This window comes from Bradyrhizobium sp. BR13661 (assembly GCF_029892425.1).
Lineage (GTDB): Bacteria > Pseudomonadota > Alphaproteobacteria > Rhizobiales > Xanthobacteraceae > Bradyrhizobium.
In genome coordinates this window covers 48,379-70,033 of the sequence record NZ_JARXWB010000005.1, presented here as the reverse complement: position 1 = coordinate 70,033, position 21,655 = coordinate 48,379, and the positions used below count along the sequence as shown (strand labels likewise).

Annotated in this window: 21 protein-coding genes; 10 read left to right on the top strand and 11 right to left on the bottom strand. The window is 64.6% G+C overall.

Annotation, left to right across the window (positions count from 1 at the left end; translation table 11 throughout):
- Positions 1-4: 4 nt before the first annotated feature.
- Positions 5-664, bottom strand: coding sequence for a peroxiredoxin (locus tag M2427_RS10040; RefSeq protein WP_280706114.1), 660 nt, complete (start codon positions 662-664; stop codon positions 5-7).
- A 392-nt stretch (positions 665-1,056) separates the two neighbouring features.
- Here M2427_RS10040 and M2427_RS10035 point away from each other — a divergent pair, with 392 nt between their 5' ends.
- Positions 1,057-1,629 carry a hypothetical protein gene (locus tag M2427_RS10035; RefSeq protein WP_280706113.1) on the top strand — a complete coding sequence of 191 codons (573 nt, stop codon included), beginning with the start codon at positions 1,057-1,059 and terminating at the stop codon, positions 1,627-1,629.
- 65 nt (positions 1,630-1,694) lie between these two features.
- On the opposite strand, the gene M2427_RS10030 is transcribed toward M2427_RS10035, so the two are convergent.
- Entirely contained in the window at positions 1,695-3,551 is a 1,857-nt protein-coding gene (locus M2427_RS10030) for an alkaline phosphatase family protein (RefSeq protein ID WP_280706112.1), read from the bottom strand.
- A gap of 1,158 nt (positions 3,552-4,709) precedes the next feature.
- Here M2427_RS10030 and M2427_RS10025 point away from each other — a divergent pair.
- The gene (locus tag M2427_RS10025) at positions 4,710-5,156 is read left to right on the top strand and encodes a hypothetical protein (RefSeq protein WP_280706110.1); all 447 of its coding nucleotides are present in this window, start codon (positions 4,710-4,712) and stop codon (positions 5,154-5,156) included.
- 35 nt (positions 5,157-5,191) lie between these two features.
- Here the strand turns inward: M2427_RS10025 and M2427_RS10020 are convergent, their stop codons facing one another.
- Positions 5,192-5,506: a hypothetical protein gene (locus M2427_RS10020; protein ID WP_280706108.1), complete on the bottom strand. Its 315-nt coding sequence runs from the start codon at positions 5,504-5,506 to the stop codon at positions 5,192-5,194.
- A 149-nt stretch (positions 5,507-5,655) separates the two neighbouring features.
- Positions 5,656-6,498, bottom strand: a complete 843-nt coding sequence (locus M2427_RS10015; protein ID WP_280706107.1) for a GNAT family N-acetyltransferase — start codon at positions 6,496-6,498, stop codon at positions 5,656-5,658.
- 155 nt (positions 6,499-6,653) lie between these two features.
- Here M2427_RS10015 and M2427_RS10010 point away from each other — a divergent pair, with 155 nt between their 5' ends.
- The 4 genes from M2427_RS10010 (at position 6,654) to M2427_RS09995 (ending at position 9,403) form a co-directional block, all read left to right on the top strand.
- The gene (locus M2427_RS10010) at positions 6,654-7,358 is read left to right on the top strand and encodes an SDR family oxidoreductase (protein ID WP_280706106.1); all 705 of its coding nucleotides are present in this window, start codon (positions 6,654-6,656) and stop codon (positions 7,356-7,358) included.
- A 106-nt stretch (positions 7,359-7,464) separates the two neighbouring features.
- Positions 7,465-7,869, top strand: coding sequence for a metalloregulator ArsR/SmtB family transcription factor (locus M2427_RS10005; RefSeq protein WP_280706105.1), 405 nt, complete (start codon positions 7,465-7,467; stop codon positions 7,867-7,869).
- A 2-nt stretch (positions 7,870-7,871) separates the two neighbouring features.
- A complete protein-coding gene (locus M2427_RS10000; protein ID WP_280706104.1) occupies positions 7,872-8,363 on the top strand; it encodes an SRPBCC family protein in 492 nt (163 codons plus the stop codon).
- A 197-nt stretch (positions 8,364-8,560) separates the two neighbouring features.
- A complete protein-coding gene (locus M2427_RS09995) occupies positions 8,561-9,403 on the top strand; it encodes a hypothetical protein (RefSeq protein WP_280706103.1) in 843 nt (280 codons plus the stop codon).
- Between the two features lie 3 nt (positions 9,404-9,406).
- Here the strand turns inward: M2427_RS09995 and M2427_RS09990 are convergent, their stop codons facing one another.
- Genes M2427_RS09990 through M2427_RS09980 form a run of 3 tightly spaced genes read right to left on the bottom strand, consistent with a single transcriptional unit; the run spans position 9,407 to position 13,022 of the window.
- Positions 9,407-10,612 carry an ABC transporter substrate-binding protein gene (locus tag M2427_RS09990; protein ID WP_280706101.1) on the bottom strand — a complete coding sequence of 402 codons (1,206 nt, stop codon included), beginning with the start codon at positions 10,610-10,612 and terminating at the stop codon, positions 9,407-9,409.
- A gap of 42 nt (positions 10,613-10,654) precedes the next feature.
- Positions 10,655-11,506, bottom strand: coding sequence for a fumarylacetoacetate hydrolase family protein (locus M2427_RS09985; RefSeq protein ID WP_280706100.1), 852 nt, complete (start codon positions 11,504-11,506; stop codon positions 10,655-10,657).
- Positions 11,507-11,525: 19 nt separating this feature from the next.
- Positions 11,526-13,022, bottom strand: coding sequence for a bifunctional 3-(3-hydroxy-phenyl)propionate/3-hydroxycinnamic acid hydroxylase (locus M2427_RS09980; protein ID WP_280706099.1), 1,497 nt, complete (start codon positions 13,020-13,022; stop codon positions 11,526-11,528).
- A 228-nt stretch (positions 13,023-13,250) separates the two neighbouring features.
- Between M2427_RS09980 and M2427_RS09975 the strand changes: the two genes are divergently transcribed.
- Together M2427_RS09975 and M2427_RS09970 are read left to right on the top strand one after the other, a co-directional pair.
- Entirely contained in the window at positions 13,251-14,399 is a 1,149-nt protein-coding gene (locus M2427_RS09975) for an ABC transporter substrate-binding protein (RefSeq protein ID WP_280706098.1), read from the top strand.
- A 19-nt stretch (positions 14,400-14,418) separates the two neighbouring features.
- The gene (locus M2427_RS09970; RefSeq protein WP_280706096.1) at positions 14,419-15,600 is read left to right on the top strand and encodes a cytochrome P450; all 1,182 of its coding nucleotides are present in this window, start codon (positions 14,419-14,421) and stop codon (positions 15,598-15,600) included.
- On the opposite strand, the gene M2427_RS09965 is transcribed toward M2427_RS09970, so the two are convergent.
- A complete protein-coding gene (locus tag M2427_RS09965; protein WP_280706095.1) occupies positions 15,597-16,388 on the bottom strand; it encodes a DNA-binding transcriptional regulator in 792 nt (263 codons plus the stop codon). The two genes, M2427_RS09970 and M2427_RS09965, sit on opposite strands and share 4 nt — an antisense overlap.
- 143 nt (positions 16,389-16,531) lie before the next feature.
- Between M2427_RS09965 and M2427_RS09960 the strand changes: the two genes are divergently transcribed.
- On the top strand, positions 16,532-17,515 hold the full coding sequence (locus tag M2427_RS09960; protein ID WP_280706094.1) for a VOC family protein: 984 nt from the start codon (positions 16,532-16,534) through the stop codon (positions 17,513-17,515).
- A gap of 17 nt (positions 17,516-17,532) precedes the next feature.
- Here the strand turns inward: M2427_RS09960 and M2427_RS09955 are convergent, their stop codons facing one another.
- Positions 17,533-18,186: a response regulator transcription factor gene (locus M2427_RS09955; RefSeq protein WP_280706093.1), complete on the bottom strand. Its 654-nt coding sequence runs from the start codon at positions 18,184-18,186 to the stop codon at positions 17,533-17,535.
- Positions 18,183-19,568 (bottom strand): HAMP domain-containing sensor histidine kinase, encoded by a 1,386-nt coding sequence (locus M2427_RS09950; protein WP_280706092.1) that lies wholly within the window; start codon positions 19,566-19,568, stop codon positions 18,183-18,185. Before M2427_RS09950 ends, M2427_RS09955 begins: the two co-directional genes overlap by 4 nt.
- A gap of 186 nt (positions 19,569-19,754) precedes the next feature.
- On the opposite strand from M2427_RS09950, the gene M2427_RS09945 reads away from it, so the two are divergent.
- On the top strand, positions 19,755-20,618 hold the full coding sequence (locus M2427_RS09945; RefSeq protein WP_280706091.1) for a DUF3280 domain-containing protein: 864 nt from the start codon (positions 19,755-19,757) through the stop codon (positions 20,616-20,618).
- A gap of 2 nt (positions 20,619-20,620) precedes the next feature.
- On the opposite strand, the gene M2427_RS09940 is transcribed toward M2427_RS09945, so the two are convergent.
- Positions 20,621-21,652 (bottom strand): L-idonate 5-dehydrogenase, encoded by a 1,032-nt coding sequence (locus tag M2427_RS09940; RefSeq protein ID WP_280706090.1) that lies wholly within the window; start codon positions 21,650-21,652, stop codon positions 20,621-20,623.
- Positions 21,653-21,655: the final 3 nt, after the last annotated feature.

Below are 21,655 nucleotides of genomic sequence, written 5' to 3'. Positions count from 1 at the left end.
CCATTTACTTCGGCTGCGGCACGATCCGGATGTAGGGCTTCGGCTCCTTCCAGCCCTGCGGGTAGATCGTCTTGGCCTCGTCGTTGGACACCGAGCCCGCTATGATGACATCCTCGCCCGGCGACCAGTCGGCCGGCGTCGCGACGCGATGTTTGGCGGTGAGCTGCAGCGAGTCGATCACGCGGAGGATTTCCTGGAAGTTCCGGCCCGTGGTCATCGGGTAGACCAGCACGAGCTTGATCTTCTTGTCCGGCCCAATGACGAAGACGTTGCGGACGGTCTGGTTATCGGCGGCGGTACGGGTGAGGGGATCACCCGAGATCGCGGCCGGCAGCATGCCGTACAGCTTCGACACGTTGTAATCGGTGTCGCCGATCATCGGGTAGTTCGGCGCGGCACCTTGGGTCTCCTTGATGTCCTCCGACCATTTTGAATGACGGTCTACCGGGTCGACCGAAAGGCCCATCAGCTTGACGCCGCGCTTGTCGAATTCCGGCTTCAGCTTGGCGAGGGCGCCGAGCTCGGTCGTGCAAACCGGTGTGAAGTCCTTGGGATGCGAAAACAGCAGGGCCCAGCTGTTGCCGATCCAGTCGTGGAACTTGATCTTCCCCTCGGTGGTCTCGGCTTCGAAGTCAGGGGCGGTGGTGCCGATCGGAAGTGTCATGGTTTGACCTCATCTCATTGAATTTGCTTGGAAATTACCGTCTAGCCGTGCGGATCAGTATAGGCGCTTGGCGAGGCCAAGTGAACGGCCCCTGAACTGCTTGAAGTAAAATGTGAATTTCTGCTCTGAAGGGCTGATTTCTCAGCACATTTTTGTTACGGGGACACCTGCGGCGAAACATCTCCACCGGGGCTTTGCGGTCTCGATTGCCCCGATAAAGCCTTTTATGACCCGCATCACGCTCGCCCGACGCTCCCTGGAACCGAAGTGGTCCTCATAGCGACTAATCGGCAACCATTGAGAAAAGTCGCGATCCCCATATCGAATCATTAACCGCCCCTTTACGCCCGCATGAAAATGCTGGTCGATCAGAAGAAATCTGGAAGTGAACTATGTCTGCCGCACTGTCGAAGTCAGTTGAGTCGCCGTCCCTCGAACCGTCCTGCTGCGACACCGCAGCCCACGCCCTCACCATCGTCCGCGACGGCGTGATCACCGGCGAAGGTCCGACCACCAAGGGTCGGATGCACTTTTCTCGCTCCCTCGATGCCGATGACACCGCCTGGTGCGCCCGCATCCTGACGGCCGTGGCCGTCAACGACCAGCCGGTCAGCCGCGCCGAAGCCGAGGCGCTGTTCGAGATCAACGAGGCCGCGACCGAGCGTACCGATGGTGGCCGTTTCGACGATTTGCTGGCCAAGGCTGTCGCGCATTACGCCGCGAGCGCCTCGGGCCTGAAGGTTCCCTCGCGTAGCGTCGCGCTGGCGCAGGACACCGACATCGAGAGCTGGGCGCCTTCCTATGCCTCGAAGGTCAAGAGCGAGATGCTCGAGTGGATCGCCGGCCAGATGCGCGGCAAGCGCCAGAACAACCGTCGCCTGATGGCGATGGTGGCGACCTTCCTGGGCGCCACCGCACTGCCTCTGGCGGGCCAACTGCCTAATGTCTTCGACATTGGAATGTAAAGAATCTAGGCATGTAACCAAGAGATTTTCGCGCCCTCATTGAGGGCGCGAATGAAGCGGCGGGGTTATTTCCCCGCCGTTTTTTGTTTGCCGGTCTCCGGCTCGAGTCCCTGAGTGCGGCCGGGGAAACCGGCGACGTCGAAATAGCGCTGGCTGCCGACGCGCTGGACGTTGAGCACGGTCTCGAGGCCGTTCTCGGACTTCTTCTTCGACCTCTCGACGGCCTTGAACGCCTTCGGCACGATGCCGTTCGGCAGCGCCTCCGACATCACGCGGCCGACCAGGCCACCGTTCTCCGAGCCGTGCAGGCCGAGGAGTCGCGCTGCGGTCATGCCGACGTCGGCATTGCTGACCGGCAGCTCGTCGACATAGCCGGCTTTGAAGTCCGGACCGATCGCGGCCATGAAGTTGTAGGTGTCGCCGCGGCTGAAGTTGCCATGCATGCCCTGGCCCTGACGCAGCACGGTGTCGGCCACCTGCACCGAGCAATTGGTCGGCGCCTCGCCGCATTCGCTGGCATAGGAGCGGAAGTTGACGACGATCGCCGGCGTCGGCGTCGCCGCCTTGCCGCGCAGATTGATGCTCGACAGCGGCAGGGTGCCGGGGAAGCGGCCGAGCTGGTCATCGACGAACAGGCCGGAGATATAGTCCTGTTCCAGCAGTGCGTTGATGGTCTTGGCCGCCAGCTTCTTGTCCTTGTTCGGCAAGTAGATCAGGTCCGAGCCGCCATTGGTGGCGACGACGAGGTCGGGCTTGGTCGGCTCCTTGCCGAGCACGCCGTTGCCGGCCTTCGGATGGGCGTTGCCGGTGACGGCCGCGTTCTTGTCGTTGGGGTCGAACAGCGGCAGGTCGAGAGCCTTGGCAAGGTCGAGGGCGAGGAAGCCCATCGGCAAAAAGTCCTTTGGCGTGTCGTCATAGCTGACCTTGGCCGAGGGACTGGTCTTGCTCTCCTTGGAGATGGTCGAGAAACCGTGGTCGGCCTGGATCATGATGTTGGTGCTCGCCGCGAGCCCGAGCTCGTCCAGCGCCTTGCGGATCTGGGCGAGGTTGTTGTCGGCATTCTTGATGCTCGCCATCGAGCTCGGGCCGTTGATGCCCGGCAGGATCTGGTTGAGGCTGTCGCCCTGGTTATGCTGGGTGCCGTCAGGATCGCGCGACCAGAACACCAGCACGAACGGCTTGTTGCGCGCCTTGAACATCGGCAGCACCACCTTGGTGGCGACGTCGGCGAAATAGGCCTGCTGCACGACATTGGCCGTCGTCGTGCCGGGCGTCTTGGCGTCGCCCGCCTTGCCGTTGTCGCCGCGGCTGGGGGCGGTGAGGGCGAGACCGGCCTTGGTCAGCGCATCCTTCATCTCGTCCGAGAGCGCCACGCCGACCTTGCCGCCGGTAGCATCGTCGACGACGATCGAGTGCTGGCCCGGCTTCTCCGGATGGTCGGTGTGATCAAACTGATAGGTCGGGCCGACCTTGCCGATCGCAGCCGTGCTCAGGCCCTTGTCGCGGGCCATCTTCAAGACGGTCTCTTCGTTGAGATAGTCGCCCTTGAAATGCTCGTCGATGTCGCCGAGCACGGCGTCGTTCTCGATGAAGGGAACCACGGTGTCGCCGGCCGGACCTGAGGTGTAGTTGGTCCAGATCGTGTTGGAGAACACGCCGGTGTCGCCGAGATAATGACCGGTCGACATCGCCGAACCGTTGGCCATGGTGAAGGTCGGGAACAGCGAGTGCGAGTTCTTGAAGTTGACGCCCTTGTCGCGGACCTCGGCCATGGCCGGCGCGGTCTCGGGGGTGACCTTCAGTGCGCGCAGCCCGTCGGGGATGAACAGGATCAGGTTCCGGGGCGTGTTATTCTCAGCGGACGCAAATCCGGTGGAAAGGACTGTCAGCCCGGCGGACAGCAACACCAGTGAACGGCGCATCAAAATCTCCTAGCGATGAGGCGGCATGGCCGCCGAACCGCGGCCCCCGGCAATCGTTTAGTTTTGCTGTATGACGCTTTTGTTACAAGGGCGGATCGGCGTGAAGAAGTGACTGGAAGAGGGCTCGGCATCCACGGATTCGTCGTTGCGGAGTGGCCCTCGCGTCCCGGACGCGCTGCAGCGCGTAGCGGTGCGGCGCAGAGCCGGGACCCAGAAAGCCACAGGGCACAATGCGGCGAGATGGGCCCCGGCTCTGCAGCGCATCACTTCGTGCTGCGCAGCGTCCGGGGCACGACACCATTTTTCAACGTCAGACATAGCTGATCATCCTCGCGGCTCACCTCGCCCGAGCTTTGCTCCGTCGCCTCACCCCCTTTGAAAGAGAGCGCAGGGAAGACCGGGTGCCCGACTGGCACCCGCGGTCCACTGTGCGAAGATTGCGCTACAAGAGGCTGCACAGCGGCATACAGGTGAAGCCGAAACATCCGGCCTTCCCTGCGCAGTGGGTTGACGGCTTATGTCGTGATCTCCCCGGGGAGCGATGCACTATTGCCCCCGTCGCCTTGCGGATGGCTGATGTGCACGCCCGGTTGGACATCGCACATCACCACAAGGCTTGGCGCACAGGCTCCGGGCGCCAGGACCACACGATTTTGCCGTACGCCGATCACACCGGTCGTTTGCGCGGTGATCTCGCTCACGGTCGCCCGCCCTGCAAAACCTGATCGCGCCGATGTGGCCTGCGTCCACCGCCGTCCGGCCCGCGTTCGTGACGATCGCGATACGCCCCTCTTCCATGGGCCGGGTTGCCGCGACACATACGCCGTTTCCGAATTTCGGTAAAGCGGAATATTTTCGACGGCGCGGATTGCCCCACGCCTAGCGTGTTTTGCCCGTCAGGCAACACAAAGGGTCGTAACCCCTTCGCCGAAGGCGTAATCCACCAGTGTCCGTCTCCGCGGTCACAGAAGCGGTGGATTACGCCCACGACTGCGCTTCGCGCGGTCGTCGTCCAATCCACCCTACGAGACCACCCGGTTCCCCATTAATCCCGTGCCTTAACCAATAATTAATTATAGGTTTGCGGGCGGGTGACGGACCGGCCTAGCCTGCGGTGGGGAGCCGTTATCTGCGAAGCCAGACGAGTTGGTGCGTATCATGATGTCCAGATCATATGGGGCGTTGTTCGCCTCGCTCAGCGCAGCCGCCGCGCTGCTCCTTACTGCCGCTGACAGTTTTGCACGACCGGGCGGCGCTGCTCCGCACGGCATGGTGGCTGCGGCGCGACCGCCGATCGCGCCTGGTGCGCGGTTCCACGGCCGCGGAAATCGCTTCAACAATCCCTGGGTCTACTGGCCGGGCGGCGGCGCCTTCTACAACGACAGCATGGGCTACAGCGAGCCGTTCGCCGATGCCGGGCAGCCGGTCACAAACGACGTTCGCTATACCTACACCTACGACGTACCGTGGGACTGGGCACATCGCTTCCCGCCAAATGTCGTACCGTCTGATCGGCCCTATGTGCCGAGCTGTCCGACGGAGCAGGTGACGGTGCCCGGCCGCGGCGGCGGCGAGCACACCGTCAACATCATGCGCTGCTACTGAGCGGCGCAGCTCACTGCATTCGAGGATTGCTGGTATCAGAGGATTCCCGCCGCGGCCGCCTGGTCGCGGTCGGATTGCTTCTGCCTGACATTGGCGAGCTCGCGGCTGCAGGCCGCAAATGCTGACGTCCCCGGGCGCAGCCCGAACTGACCGCAGACATCCCGATCCTCATCGGCAATGATTCGTGCCAGCTCCGTCTGGGCGGCCTCCCGTATCGCAGGCGCGGAGACGAGCGTGTGCAGACCGAGGGCCATCACAACGGCAAGCACCAGCGCAGCCCCGATCCCGATGCGTTGCGTCTCATCGGCCGTGTACTGAAGAAAGCGAGCCTTGGTTCTGGCTTCGGTCATGAAATCCTCGCGCATGAAAATATCGATGGTCAGAAAATGACGTTCTAGCCGTCCGGGACAATCGGCGGATCGAACACCCATACACGCTGCATCGCAGCGGCAACGTGAAGCAGATTACAAATTTCAGGCGGGCTTGTTCAAAATCGGTACTAGCCCAGTTCAAAACTGGTGACGCCGAACACGCGGTCGAGCCGCAGTGACGGGGCCGGTCCAGTGTACATTCGCGCCGTTTCGAATGTCGGCTTCAGCCCAAGGAATTCCGCGAGCGCAATAGCATCGCGGTTCACCGCGGGGATGTCGAGCACAATCTCGCGGCATCCCGGGCTCGCCAGCAAGGTATGCAACACGGCCTCCGCCGCGGCGCGATCATCGGCTACCAGCGGGCCGATCTTGCAGCCCGTCCGGCAAGGGCGGATCACTCCCCACGCGGCGAGCTTGCCGTCGCGCATCAATGCGCGGCTAACGTGTCCAGGTGCGTTGATCCAAGCGCGCAGAAAATCGCCGCGCTGCGCCGGGAAGACGGCGGCATCGCTGGCCTGCACGAGCGCGAACGGGATCTTGTCGAGCGCCACGACGTCCGCGGGCGGCGTCGGTGGCGCGGCAACGACGCCGCCATAACGGATATTGGCGTAAGCGAGCTGGAAGCCGGACTTTCTGTAATTGTCCTGCTGTGCCACGACGCCGTCGAGGCCGATCACGCGCGTGCCCGCATGCGCGATCGCGGCGTTCCAGATGCGCAGGCCGTGCCCTTTGCCGCGAAAGCCTGCACGTACGATGTAGAATCCGAGAAAGGCAAAGCGATCGTCGTAGATGACGCAGGAGACGGTCGCGACTGGCTCGCCGTCGATCTCGCCGACGAAGAAGCCTTGCGCGTCGGGGATCGCGAAGCAGGCGGCGTCAAGCAGGCCGGGATTCCAGCCCTCGGCCGCGGCCCAGTCGATCGCGATGGAGATCTCGTCGGGGCGTAAATTGCGGATCTGCAAATCGCTCATGTGGCGTGACCTCGTGACAATAGGCTTGTTGGCAAGTCTGGTTCGCGGGCGCGTCTGGCTGTAGAAGGCCTTTCGACTGGCTGAGCCCTGGTAGACTGCTCCTTGGGGGACTGAACCTTGAGCTCGCCGCAACGCTATCACAGGGATATCCGATCATGGCAGCAGAGAAGGTCGCATTGGTCACCGCAGGCGGCAGCGGCATGGGAGCAGGGGCCGCGCGGCGGCTCGCGGCCGACGGCTTTCGCGTCGCCATCCTGTCGTCCTCCGGCAAGGGCGAAGCGCTAGCGGCCGAGCTCGGCGGCTTTGGCGTCACAGGCTCGAACAAGTCCAATGACGATCTGAAGCGTCTCGTCGACCGTGCGCTGGCGACATGGGGGCGCATCGACGTGCTCGTCAACAGCGCAGGCCATGGCCCGCGTGCTGCCATCACCGAGATTACCGACGAGCAGTGGCACATCGGCCTCGACACGTATTTGCTGAACGTGATCCGTCCTGTCAGGCTGGTGACGCCGGTGATGCAGGCGCAGAAGGCCGGTGCTATCATCAACATCTCGACCGCCTGGGCGTTCGAGCCGAGTTCCATGTTTCCGACCTCGGCCGTGTTCCGCGCGGGCCTTGCCGCCTTCACAAAGATCTTCACCGACACCCATGCGGTCGACAACATCCGCATGAACAATGTGCTGCCGGGCTGGATCGACAGCCTGCCGCAGACCGACGCGCGCCGCGACAGCGTGCCGCTGAAGCGTTACGGCAAGGTCGAGGAGATCGCGGCGACGATCTCGTTCCTCGCATCCGACGGCGCGGCCTATATCACCGGCCAGAATATCCGCGTCGACGGCGGGCTGACGCGCTCGGTGTGAGGCGTTTTCGCGCATCTGCGCTGCGCTCCATCCGGGCCACGAAAAAACTTAGCTGATGAGCTAACAATTATTGACGCCGGATCGCGATGCGCCTATAGTTAGCTCCATGGCTAACCAATTATCCCAGCTCGACCAGGTCTTCGCAGCGCTTGCCGATCCGACGCGGCGGGCGATCGTGATGCGGCTGTGCGCAGGCGAAGCCTCGGTCGGCGAGCTCGCCGAGCCCTTCGAGATGGCACTGCCGAGCTTCATGAAACACATCCACGTGCTGGAGACGTGCGGACTCCTGCAGTCCGAAAAAGAGGGCCGCGTACGCACCTGCCGGCTCAGCCCCGAAGCGCTGCTCAGCGCGGAAGACTGGTTCCAGCACCAGCGCGCGATCTGGGAAGCGCGGCTCGATCGCTTCGAGGCTTACGTGATGAAGCTCAAGAAGGAGAGGGCGGCCGCCAAGCGGCCGTCCAAAACAACAGAGAAGACGACCAACAAGCCAAGTAAACGGAAAGGTGCCTGACGATGACGAGTGCTGCCAACGCTGCCCTGTCGCAATGGTCGATGGATCGCGAGATCGTGATGTCGCGCGTGATCGACGCGCCGCGCGATCTGGTGTTCGAGGCGTGGTCCGATCCAAAACACCTGCCGCAATGGTTCGGGCCGAAGGGATTCAAGATCGAGACCTTCGAGATCGATGTGCGGGTCGGCGGCGTCTGGCGCTTCAACATGATCGGACCCGACGGCACGGTCTATCCGAACCGCATGCGCTTCCTCCGCATCGAGCGGCCATCCTTCATGGAGATGGACCACGGCGGCGACCAGGACGACGATCCCGGCATGTTCCGCTTCACCATCACCTTTGCCGAGCAGGCCAACGGCAAGACCGTGCTGATGATGCGGCAGCTGGCCGCAAGCACCGAGCAGCGCGACGGCATGATCGGCTTCGGCGCCGTCGAATACGGCTACCAGACGCTGGACAAGCTCGCGGCCTATGTCGGTGGGCTGAAGAAATAGGACGGCTTCGTGATTCGGGGGCGCCGTCGAAATGGCGCCCCCGGAATAAGCCCGGAAACGCCGGCGCCTTCGCGATTTATGACAGCGCGCAGGCGAATTATGACAGTGCCGTCACGTAAATTTTTGTCGCCTGGAACGACAGATTTATGACAGAATTGCTACCGTTGAATGTCATGATGACTACGGCGGAGCGGTTCATGTTGCAGTGGCAGGCACGGTCAAATCCCCTGGCGTGGTGGTGGGGCTCCCTGACGCTGGTCAGCGCTACGAACATTCTCGTCTGGTTCATGCTGTACCGCGAGTTCTATCCGAGCGTGGCTGGCAGCATCGGCGGCGGCTCGGATATCGGCCTGATGTTCCTGCTCTGCGCGGCCTATGTGTTCGGTTGCGCCTTCCGCTCGGTGCTGCCGCGCGCCGACGTGCAGCGCATCTGCCTGTTCGACACCTGGCTGTCGAGCGTCTTCGTCGGCCGCACGGTCGCGACCGTGGCCGAAGTCTGCTTCGCCGCCCAATGGGCGATCATCCTGCATCAGCTTGGCAAGATGACGGGCGCCGAGACCGCGGTGAACGTCGCGCTGGTGATCGTGCCTGTCATCATCATCGCGGAATGCTTCTCCTGGTATGCGGTGGTGACCACCAATTTCTTGTTCAACGCGATCGAGAACTCGCTCTGGGCGGTGACGTTCTTCCTCGCGGGAATCGCGCTGTGCCGTCTGGTGCCGGAATTCCAGGGCGTGGTGCGCTGGGCGTTGATCGCGGGCATCGTCGGCATCGCCTGCTTCCTCGCCTTCCTCGTCACCGTCGACGTTCCCATGTATCTCAGCCGCTGGCGGGCAGGGCATGCAGAGGGCAACAGGTTCCTCGGCTTCCTCGAGGGCCTGCACGACGTCTCGACGCGATGGGTGGTGACCCATGACATCGCGCATTGGAAGGGCGAGCTGACCTGGATGTTCCTCTATTTCAGCGCCGCCGTGTGGTCGAGCCTTGCGCTCTGCGCGCTCTACGCCATGGAAGGCTATCTCACGCGCTATCTGGCCTGAAGGTTATTTGCCCACGAGGCTGCACTTGCTGCGGTCGAGCGGGCGGAACGCCTGGTCGGGCGAGATGGTCGCGACCAGCTTGACGAAATCCCACGGGCCCTTGGATTCGGCTGGCGTCTTGATCTGCACCAGATAGAGATCGTGCACCATGCGCTGGTCCTCGCGGATGCGGCCGTTGGTGGTGTAGGCGTCGGAGACGGGGGTCGCCTTCATTTTTTCCATCACGGTGGCGCTGTCGTCCGAATCGGTATCCTTCACCGCTTGCAGATAGTGGCGGACGGCGGAATAGACGCCGGCCTGGATCTGCGAGGGCATCGCCTTGCGGCGGGCGTAGAACGCATCGGAGAACTTTCGCGCCGCCGGGGAGACGTCCTCGAAGAACGAGGTGACGATCAGATCGCCGCGCGTTGCCTTTAGGCCGACCGCCTCGATGTCGACGTTCTGGAATGACATCGGCACGATCTTGATGCCTTGATCCGCGAGGCCGAACTCCTCGGCCTGCTTGATCGCGGTGGCGTTGTCGCCGGCGACGTTGATCGCGAGGATCTTTGCGCCCGAGGACTGCGCCTGCAGCAGAAACGATGAGTAATCGGGCGTACCGAGCTGCGCCTTGACGCTGCCGGCGACCTTGCCGCCGAGCGCGGCGATACGGTCGCGCGCGGTCGCCTCGATCGAATGGCCGAAGGCGTAGTCGCCGGTGATGAAGAACCACGGCTCCTTGCTGGTCTGCATGATTCCGGAGACGACCGCGGTCGCGGTTGAGTAGGCGTCCTGCGTCCATTGCACGCTCGTGGGCGCGCAAGCCTCATCGGTGAGCTGGTTGGCGCCGGCGCCGGAGACGAGGAAGATTTTTCCGTTGCCGCGCACGAGTTCCTGCACCGCGAGCGCTGCGCCCGAGCTGCCGCCATCCGCGATCGCCTGCACGCCGTCGCTGAACCATTTTCGCGCCAGCGAGGCGGCAAGATCAGGCTTGTTCTGGTGGTCGGCCTGCAGGATCTCGATCGGCTTGCCGTTGATCTTGCCGAACTCCTCCGCCGCCATCCGCGCCGCCTCGACAGAGCCCGGGCCCATCGCAGTGGCGAACACACCGTTCATGTCGGTGAGGACGCCGATGCGGACGGCATCGCCCTTGATCTCGGCGCGCGCGGTACTCGCGAGCGCCAGCGTGATCAGCAGGAGGGCGGTGGATGTCGAGCGGATGGCGGCCATGGCGTTTCCCTGATTCTATCGTTGATTTGATGTCGCAGACGGTCAGGCTGCTTCGGCCACTACCTTGTTGCGCAAGACGCCGATGCCGGAGATCTCGACCTCGACGGTGTCACCGGGGCGCATCCACAGCGGCGGCGTGCGCTTGAGGCCGACGCCACCCGGCGTGCCCGTGACGATGACGTCGCCGGGGACGAGCGGGCAGATCGTCGAGATGTAGGCGATCAGGTCGGGGATACCTGTGATCAGAAGATCCGTCGTCGTGTTCTGCACGACGGTGCCGTTGAGGCGGGTCTGAAGCGTGAGCTTCGACGGGTCGGGGATCTCGTCCGCCGTCGTCAGCCACGGACCGAAGCTGCCGCTCTCCGCGAAGGTCTTGCCGGAGAGGAACTGGCTGGTGTGGCGCTGCCAGTCGCGGACGCTGCCTTCGTTGTAGCAGGCATAGCCGGCGATGTGTTGAAGCGCGCTGCTCGCGGGAATGTGCCGGCCTTGCTTGCCGATGACGAGCGCGAGCTCGCCTTCATAGTCGAAATCGTCGCTGACTTTCGGCTTCACGATCGGCTGGAGATGGCCGACCTGGCTGCAGGGGAAACGGACGAAGAGCGCGGGCTTCTCGGTGACGGTGCGGCCGGTCTCGGCGACATGGTCGCGATAGTTGAGGCCGACGCAGATGATCTTGCCGGGATCGGGGATGACGGGCGCAAAGCTGATGGCATCGAGGGGATGATCGGGCGCGGTGGCGGCGACCAGCTTTGCAGCTTCGGCAACGCGATCCGCTTCGAGCAACTGCCGCAGCGTGGTGCAGGGCGCCATGCGCGATGCGAGATCGACGACGCCATTGTCCTTGACGGCCCCGAACGAGGCGCGGCCGCCAGCGATGAAAGAGAGCAGCTTCATGAGATATCCTGGTGTTCGGTCAGGCCGCGGACGGCACGTGGGTTGGAGGCGTAATGGCGGCGATGAGCCGGTCGAGCTCGGCATCGTTGCGGGCGGTGCCGCGGATGTAACGGTCGGGGCGAACCAGCGCGGCGGTGAGGCCGTGCTCGCGCAGCCAGGGGCCGATGCCCTGGGCATCGTCGCTGGTCAGCATTTTGATCCCCGTTTGCGAAATTGCGGGACGCACCGCGCTCTCGACCAGCAGAACGTGGCTATAGCCGATGACATCGTCGCCGCGGATGCCGCCCTTCAGCGTGAACTGTGGCGCGAGATGTCCGGCGAGAGGCAGGTCGCCGAGCGCGAGCCCGGGCCCGAGCAGGGGCTTCTTCACCTCGAGCTTGACCGGCGCATTCTCACGGGCTTGGCCGGCCGCGAGACCCGCTTCGATCGCCTTGGTGTTGATGACACCGCCGAGACGGATGGCGAGCTCAATGAACTCGCGCACATGCGGCTGGCGCTCGGTCTGATAGGTGTCGAGCAGGCTGGGCGAGGCGCCGTCGCGGACGACGCTCGCAAGCTTCCAGGCCAGGTTGGCGGCATCGCGGATGCCGGCGCACATGCCCTGGCCGAGGAAGGGCGGGGTCTGGTGCGCGGAATCGCCTGCGAGCAGCAGCCGGCCATTCCGCCATTGCTGGGCGATGACGGAATGAAAGGTGTAGACCGCGGCGCGTTCGAGCTCGGCATCCTCAGGCGTGATCCAGCGCGCCAGCAGCTCCCAGACCTTTGCCGGCTGGGCCACGTCGTTCGAATCCTCGTCGGGGAGGACCGTGATCTCCCAGCGCCGGCGCGTGCCGGTGCCGCGGACATAGGTTGCCGGCCGCTTGGGATCGCAATGCTGGAGGCTGTAGTCGCCGAGATCGTCACGCGCGCGCTTGAGCAGCACGTCGATCACCAGCCAGCGCTCGTGGAAGCCGAGATCGTCCATGCCGGAGTCGATGAAGCGGCGAACGAGGGACCGTGCGCCATCGCAGCCGATGATGTAGGCCGCGCGGACCTCGCTGAGTTTTCCATTGGAGAGATCCTCGTAGCGGACGCGCACGCCGCTCTCATCCTGGTCGAGCGCGAAGACATCACAGCGGTTGCGCATGCTGACGTGCGGCCAGCGTGCAAGGCCGGCGATCAGCACGTCCTCGAGATCAGGCTGGTGGAAGCGATAGCTGAGATTCCAGCCCATCGGCGTCGGCGTCTGCGGCCGGGACCAGTCCAGCAGCATCTTGCCGTCGGCATCGAGGAACAGCATGCCGGGGCTGAGGATGACATGCGGCAGGATCGCATCGGTGAGGCCAATGGTCTGGAATACGCGCATGCATTCGTCGTCGAAATGTACCGCGCGCGGCAGATGATAAGTCCGCGCCTCGCGCTCCAGCACCAGCGTCCGCACGCCACAGAGGCCGAGCAGATTGGCGAGCGTGGCACCGACCGGGCCACGGCCGACGATGACGACATCAAACTCTTCAAGGGCGGATTTATCTTGCATGGGGCTATCTCTTCCCCAAGCCGCGCCGCAGCATCAATGCCGTCGCGCCAAGTGTCCACCCAGCGGACGCGGGGTCATCGGGACGCGCGACCTCAGTATCGGCCTGCTGTCCGTCAGCCGGACAACTCGCTGATAGCGCTACGCGCCGCCGGCTCGTTTTGGCTAGGGAAGAGACAAAGGAAATAAAATTCAGGCCGCCCGCGCGGCGGCCGACGGGAGGAGACGACGATGCTGCGATCCATGCTGGGCGTGTGCCTTGCGATGCAATTGTGCGTGGCACCAGGCTTTGCTGCCGACATCAATGTCGGGATCATCCTGTCGGCAACCGGACCCGCTGCCGCAATTGGCAACGCCGAGCGGAACGGAACGACCTTTGGTCCGACCGAGATCGCCGGCAAGAAGGTCAATTATCTTTTCCTCGACGAGGCGTCGGACAGCACCGCGGCGGTCGCTGCGCTGCGCAAGCTCTACCAGGAGAGCAAGATCGACATTCTTGTCGGTCCGACCTCGACCCCAGGCTCGTTCGCCGCGATCGATCCGGCGGTCGAATACAAACTGCCGGTCATCACACTCGCGCCTGTTAACGCGCTGGTCGCCCCGGTCGATGCTAGGCGGCGCTGGATCTTCAAGACCACGACCAACGACGATCATGAGGCGACGCCGTTGTTTGCGAACATGAAGAAGACCGGCGTGAAGAAGCTCGCGCTGATCGGCTTTGGCGATTCCTACGGCGACGCCTGGAGCAAGGTCAGCGCCGATATGTGCAAGGCCGCGGGAATCGAGCTCGTCGCCGACGAGAAATATGCGCGGACGGATACCACGGTGGTGGGGCAGATCCTGAAGATCATCGCGGCCGGGCCGGATGCGGTTCTGATCGCAGCCTCCGGAGCGCCGGCGGCGCTTCCGTTGCTGCAACTGCGGGAGAAGGGCTATGAGGGCCAGATCTACGGCACGCTGGGTGCCACATTCGGCGATTTCCGCAAGCTGACAGGCGCGCAAGGCGATGGGATCTTCGTGCCATTGAGTCCGGCCGTCGGCGCCGCGTCGTTCCCGGACGACTATCCCGCCAAGAAGGCGGCGCTCGACTTCATCCAGCGCTATGAGGCCAAGTTCGGACCCGGCAGCCGCAACATCTTTGCAGGCTCGGCCTACGATGCATTGATCCTGATCGAGCGTGCGGTCCCTGCAGCATTGAAGGCGGGAGAGCCCGGAACGGCGGAATTTCGAGAGGGCCTGCGGAGCGCGATCGAAGGGCTCAAGGGCATCGCGGGGTCGCGCGGCGTCTACAATTACGGGCCGAACGACCACACCGGACTGGACCAGAGCGCGCTGACACTCGGCAAGCTCGATAAAGGCGAATGGATCGCCGTGCGCTGAGTAGCAGAACGGAGCAGGGATGATGCCAGCGATAGCGGAGTGTCCGGTCTACGATTTCGATCTCTACGGCGACGACGTGCTGCGCGATCCCTATCCGCACTACCGGGCGCTTCGGGATCTGGGCGCAGCGGTGTGGCTTCCCCAAAATGGGCTCTATGCGCTGGGACGCTTCGAGGACGTCCGCGCCGCCTTGCGCAACCCCGGTGTGTTTTCATCGGCGCAGGGAGTTGCCGCCAACGATCATGTCAACGAGATGTCGCGCGGCACGACGCTGGCGAGCGATGCACCTCTGCACGACCGGTTGCGCGCGATCATTGCCGCGCCGCTGCTGCCGCGTGCCCTGGAGGAGATCGGCCCGCAGATCCGCGCCGAGGCGCGGCGGCTGGTCGAGGACCTCGTAACGCGCGGGCAGTTCGATGCGGTGACGGATCTTGCGCAGCACCTGCCGCTCACCATCGTGTCCAAGCTGGTGGGGCTGGAGGACTACGGCCGCGGCAGCATGCTGCGCTGGGCGTCGGCCACGTTCAACGTGCTCGGGACGATGAATGCGCGCGGTTGCGCTGCGATGACCGACGTCCAGGATATGCGCGGCTATCTCGGCGGCGCAGGCATTCGCGAGCAATTGCGGCCGGGAAGCTGGGGCGATCGTATTTTCCAGGCCGGAGAGCGTGGTGAGGTCGAGCCAGAGCGTTGTCCGGTGCTGATGCGCGATTATCTTGGACCAAGCCTCGACACCACGATCTTTGCAACCGCGAACCTGATTATGCTGTTCGGCCAATATCCCGCGCAATGGGATCTGGTTCGAGGTGACCCCACGCTGATCCCCAACGCCATCAACGAGTCGCTTCGGCTGGAATCGCCCATTCGCGGCTTCACCCGCCATCTTGCCACGGATGCGACGATCGGCGGCATGACCATTCCGGGTGGAAGCCGGATGCTGCTGCTCTATGCCTCGGCCAACCGCGACGAACGGAAATGGGAAGACGCCGAGCGCTTCGACGTGCGCCGCCGTGCCAGTGATCATCTCGGCTTCGGCAACGGGACGCATATGTGCGCCGGCCTGCATCTGGCTCGGCTGGAGATGACCGCGCTTCTCGAAGTTCTGGTCGAAAAGGTGCGGCGCTTCGAGATCGGCGAGCCTGTGCTTGCGCTCAACAACGTGCTGCGCGGGCTTACTTCACTGCCAGTGCGGGTGAGCTAGGGACTGACCGGGATCGCTTCGGCCGTATCGCGCAGCGGGCCGACGAACTGCGCCATGGCTTCCGCGATCCCCAGCGCCGAGCGGATCCAGATGATGGAGATGCAGCCGAACACCGTGCCATTGCGAACAATAGGCACGGCGATCGATGCCGTCTTCGGATTGTATTCGCCCTCGTTCCGTATCGCGTAGCCGCGCGCCTGCGTCTCAGCGATCATCTTGTCGAGGCGGCCCTGGTCGAGGAAGGGACGATCGTCGGCTTCGTCGATGCGGCGGAGATGGCTGACGATGAGGTCGCGCTCGCGCGCGGGGCAGGCGGCGAGATAGGCGCGGCCCGCGGACGTCCGCAGCATCGGCAGGCGCTTGCCGATCATGCCGCGGTCGATCGAGAGCGGGCTGCGGGAATGGGTGGTCTCCTGCACCACCATCGCTGCGTTCTCGTAAGTGGAGAGATCGACCGGCCAGACCAGGGTCTTGCTGAGCTCGGCGAGATAAGGGGCTGCCGCCTGGCAGATCACCACGCCGGGGTCGTAGCCATCGCCGAGGCTGAGGGCGAGCCGGGTGACGCGAAAACGGTCGTCGCTGGCGCTGCGGGCGACATAGCCGAGTTCCTCCAGCGTTTCCAGCAGGCGGTAGACGGTGGGGCGGGGCAGGTCGAGCGCGCGGGCGACATCGCCGGCACGGATGCCGCCGGAGCGGTTGACCTCCTGCAGCACGTCCAGCCCGCGCTTGAAGGCACGGACGCCCTCCGACTGCCGCGGCGGCCCGTTTCGCGTCCGCTCCTTGGACACTTCCCAATTCCTCCCTTGCGTGGCGTCTTCCCACGACTATCGTCGTCGTTGCAAACGCGAAGCGATTGCGGCGCCACCGTAGGATCGCACGCGGCCGGTATCAAGTTCGCCGCAGTGCAGCGGGTGCCTTTGGGAGAACGTCGATGGAAATCACCGCGCTTGGCTATGTCGGCATCAATTCGTCGCAGCTCGAGCAATGGGGGCAGATGGCGACCGGGCTGCTCGGCATGCAGCAGGTCGATCGCGGCGGCAAGACGCGCGCCTTCCGCATGGACGACCGCAAGCAGCGCCTGATCGTCGACGGCAGCAGCGATGCCGGCCTCGCGGTGATGGGCTGGGAGGTTCCCTCGATCGCGGAGCTGGATCAATTGGCCGGGCGGCTGGAAAGCCACGGCGTCAAGGTCACGCGCGGCTCGCGCGCGCTGGCCGATGAGCGGCATGTCGGCGAGCTGATCGCGTTCGCGGATCCCGCCGGCAACAGGCTCGAGGCCTTCTGCAAGCCTGCGCTCGCAACCGAGCCTTTCAAGCCAGGCCGGCCGATCTCGGGCTTTCGGACCGGCGCGCTCGGCATGGGGCACGTCGTGCTCAATGTCGAAGATGTCGAGCCTCTGCTGCCGTTCTATCGCGACGTGCTCGGCTTCCACGTCTCGGATTTCGGGCTCAAGCCGTACGGGCTCTATTTCTTCCACGTCAACGGCCGCCACCACTCGTTTGCGATGGTGGGCTCCGGCCGCAAGGCGCTGCACCATTTCATGGTCGAGCTCGGCAGCCTCGACGATGTCGGGCAGGGCTACGATCTCGCGCAGATGGACGATGGCCGCATCGCCTACACGCTGGGCCGGCACACCAACGACCACATGACCTCATTTTACGTGAACACGCCGTCCGGCTTCTTTATCGAATATGGCTGGGGCGGACGCATCATCGATCCCGCGACATGGCAGCCGCACGAGACCTTCGATGGACCGTCGCTGTGGGGCCACGAACGGCTCAACATGCCGGACGAGCAGCGCAAGCGCCTGCGCGACATGCGGATGGATGCCGCGGCCCGCGGCGTACGCGTACCGGATCCGCGCGTGCCGCCGCTGAATTGCGCGTGGCTGGACCAGGTCGTTGCGCGCGAATGATCTCCGGCAGGTGATGCTCAGGCCTCGCCGAGATCGGGCTCTGTCAAAATTCCCTGGCGCAGCGCCAGCCGGACCAGCTCGATGTCAGAGCCGACGCCGAGCTTGTCCTTGATCAGCGAATGCAAATTCGCGACCGTTTTCGGGCTCACATGAAGCGTTTCGGCGATCTCGTCTGTGGTGTTCTCGGCGAGCAGAAGCCGCATCACTTCGAACTCGCGTGGCGTGAGCACATCGGCGGCCGAGCTCTCGCCGCTGATCCGGCTGAGCGCAAGCTCGTGGTCGATATCGGGGCTGATCGCGATCTTGCCGGCAAGCACGTCCATCACCGCGCGCACCAGCGTTTCGGGCGGGCTGGTCTTGGTGACGTAGCCTCTTGCGCCGGCGCGGATGGCCTGCACGGCAAAGCCGGCATTCTCGTGCATGGTGAAGACGAGGATCTTTGCCGCCTTGTCCCATTGCCGGATGCGCCTGACGGCCTCCACTCCGCCAATGCCGGGCATGCTGAGGTCCATGATGACGAGGTCGGGCGTCTCGGATTTGTAAAGGCGATAGGCCTCCGCGCCGTCGCCGGCCTCGGCGATGACGCGCAGGCCCGGCTGCTTCTCGAGCACGGAGCGATAGCCTTCGCGGACGACGGAATGGTCGTCGACCAGGAGGATCGTCGCGGTCATGCCGCGTGCTCCATCACTTGCTGATCGGGTGCCACGACCGGAATAATGACGCGCAACGCGGAGCCGCCGTGGGGGCCGGCTTCAAAACTCAGCCGGCCGCGCAAGGCCGCAACGCGTTCACGCATGCCGAGCAGGCCCATGCCCGATTTCGCGACGGGATCGGTCGAGCGGCCGTCATCGTCGATGGCGAGCGCGATCTCGTCGGCATGCATCGCAAGTTCGAGATTGACCTTCGTGGCGCCGGCATGCTTGGCAGCGTTGGTGAGCGCTTCCTGCACGATGCGGTAGAGGTTGGCGCTGATCGCGGCCGGAAGGGTCTCGAATGTGCCGTCGAAACGGATCGCAAAGCGCGTCTCGCCGCGGCTGCGTCCATTCCAGCCCGCGACAAGGCCTTCGAGACTGGCGACGAGGCCAAGCTCCTCGACGTCAGGCGGCCGCAGCCGGAACAGCGTGCCGCGCAGCGTCTCCATCATGCCAGTTGCGGTCCGGGCGATGCCGTCGCACTCGCCAAGCAAAGAGGGGCAATCCTGTGCGGCGGTCTGGCGGGCTGAGGAGGCGAGCGCGCGGATCGCGGCCAGCGACTGGCCGAACTCGTCGTGCAGCTCGCGGGCGAGATAGCGGCGTTCCTCGTCCTGAAGCGCGATCAATTTCCGGGTCAGCTCGGCGCGCTCGGCAAGCGCGGTGTCGAGGCTCTCCGCCAGATGATTGAAGACGTCGCGCACGGCGGACAGTTCGGCGAGGTCGAACGGCGGCAGCCGCGCGGTGAGGTCGCCGGCGGCAATCCGCTCGAGGCCGCTGCTGATCAAGCGGGTGGGGCGCAGCGCACGCGCCAGCGCGGCGTAGACCAACATGCACAGCAGCGGCAGTGCGATCGCCAGCGCCAGCATCAGGCGGCCCGCCTCGTGCCAGGCCTCTGCCGTCTGCACGGCCGGATCGACCGAGACCACGGCCTCGCCGAGCTTCGTTCCGCGCAGGATCACGGGCCGCGCGGCTTCGCGGCCGGGGTCGAACAGGCTGTGATAGAACGCTGTGAAGGCTTGCGGTGGTGGGTCATCCGTGACAGGCGCCCCGCTGCAGAACCGCTGGAGCATCTCGCCGCTTGTGGCCCGGAAAGCCAGGCACAGGCCGGGTGTCATCACATAGGCCGAGACGGGATCGAGGTTGGGAAAGTCCGAGCGCGGGCTCGCGGTCCACAACACCTTGCCTTGCTGCAGCTCCAGTGTCTTCGCCACGATGGCGGCAATGCCATCGATGCGTGCATGGGCGGCGCGGTCGGTGGTGATCAGGAAGTAAGCGGAGATTGCAGCGAAGCAGGCGGCCGATATGGCGGCCACGCGCAAGGTCAGGCGGACCTTGAGATCGAATCTCGGGCGGTTCCACATCGGCGGGCACCTGCGCGAACGGAATTGTCGCGCCCGCATTAAAGGGCAGAATGCAGGCGGCGGAAAGCGGCACGCTTACCGCAGTGCACCCCCGTGAAATTTTCCCGGCTCTGCTCGGGATAGCCACGGCTGCCTTGCGCGAAAGGTCCGCCTAACTTGCGGCTCTCCCGTCATGCGAGGCCCGCCATGCGCCGCACCCTCTCGTTGCTGTCTTTCCTTGGTCTTCTCGCCGCCGGCCTGGATGGCCGGGCCGCGGCCAATGAGGCCACCGCCATTGCTCTCGACGATTTCAGCTATACCGATACCTCAGCCGAGCCGACCGATCAGAACGCCGCCCACCAGAGGCGGCTGCAGGCGTTCATGGTTGCGCTCCGGCGCGACATCGCCGCCGACCCGCGTTACCGTTTGGCGCCGTCCGTGCAGGAGGGGGCGACGTTCAAGGTCATCGGCGGCATCCAGAAGACCAGCACGCTGGTGCAATGGGCCAAGGTCGCGGTGATCGACGTCGGCGCCAAAAAGGTCGTGATGGACAAGCTCTATACCTTCCGCGGTGACAATGATGAATCGTGGGAGCGTGCCGAGATCTTCGTGTCCCGCGAGATCATGGCCGCGCTCACAACGCCAGCGCCGGTCGCGCTGGCCGTGTTCGATTTCGAGCTCGAGGATACGACTGCCGCCTCGGCGGGCGCGTCTGCCACGTCGGATGCGTCCTATCTCGCCGAGGTGACGGCCAGCGTGCGCGAGGCGCTGGGCCAGTCTGGCCGCTATCGCATCGTCGATGTCGGCGGAGAGGCGGCGAAGGCGCGCGCCTTGCGCGACTGCGATGGCTGTGAGGCCGCGATTGCGCAAAAGCTCGGCGCTGACCAGTCGCTGATCGGCGTGGTGCGGCGGGTCAGCCGCACCGAATACACGCTCGGTTTTCAGGTGCGCGATACCAAAACCGGTGCCGTGCTGGCGCGCGGCGACAGTGGCTTGCGCCTGGGCGCAGACTATTCGTGGAAACGCGGCGCCGTCCGGCTGGTCAGTGACCGGCTAATCGAGAACCAATAGCTCTAGAATGTCAGCTGCACCTTCATTGATTGCGAGCGGTCGGTCGCCAATTCGAACGCCGCGACCGCGTTCTCGAACGGCATGGTCGCCGTGATCAGCGGCTTGACGTCGATCAGGCCTTCGCCCATCAGCCGGACCGCCAGCTCGAACTCGGGATCGAAGCGGAAGGTGCCGCGGAGCTGCAATTCCTTGGCGACGATGGCATTGATCGGCAGCGTCATCTCGCCGCCGAGGCCGAGCTGAACCAGCGTCGCGCCGGGACGGAGCACGTCGAGCGCAGCGCGTAGCGCGGCCTGATTGCCCGAGGCTTCGAACAGCGTGTCGAACACGCCCTTGCCGGCGCGCCAGGGATCGAGCGCGGTGGCATTGGTCGCGACATTGATGGCGTGCGTGGCGCCAAGCTTTTCGGCAACCGCCAGCGGCGCGTCGGCGACGTCGGTCACCACGATCTCGGACGCACCGCCAAAGCGCGAGACCAAAATCATCAGCGCGCCGATCGGGCCGCAGCCGGTGATCAGCACGCGCTTGCCGAGCAGGGGACCGGCCTGTTTGCCGGCATGAAGGCAAACCGCCAGAGGTTCGGCGACCGCGGCTTCCGCCAGCGAGAGCTTGTCGGAGATCGGCACGGCCTGCGCCGCATCGACGGTCATGAACTCGCGAAAACCGCCCTGCACATGGGGAAAGCGCATCGCGCTGCCGAGGAAGCGCATGTCGAGGCATTGGTTGCGCATGCCTTCCTGGCAATGAAGGCACACCCCGCACGGTTTGCTCGGATTGACCGCGACGCGCGTCCCGGCCTTCACGCTGGTGACGCCGTCGCCGACGGCTGCGACCACGCCGGCGATCTCATGGCCCAGCGCCATCGGCTGCTGGATGCGAACGACGCCGAAGCCGCCGTGATGGTAATAGTGCAGGTCGGAGCCGCAGATGCCGCCATTGGCGATCTTGACGCGGACCTCGCCCGGGCCGGGCGCCGGATCAGGGTAGCTGTCGATCCGCAAATCCTTCGGGGCGTGAATGACGACGGCGCGCATGGC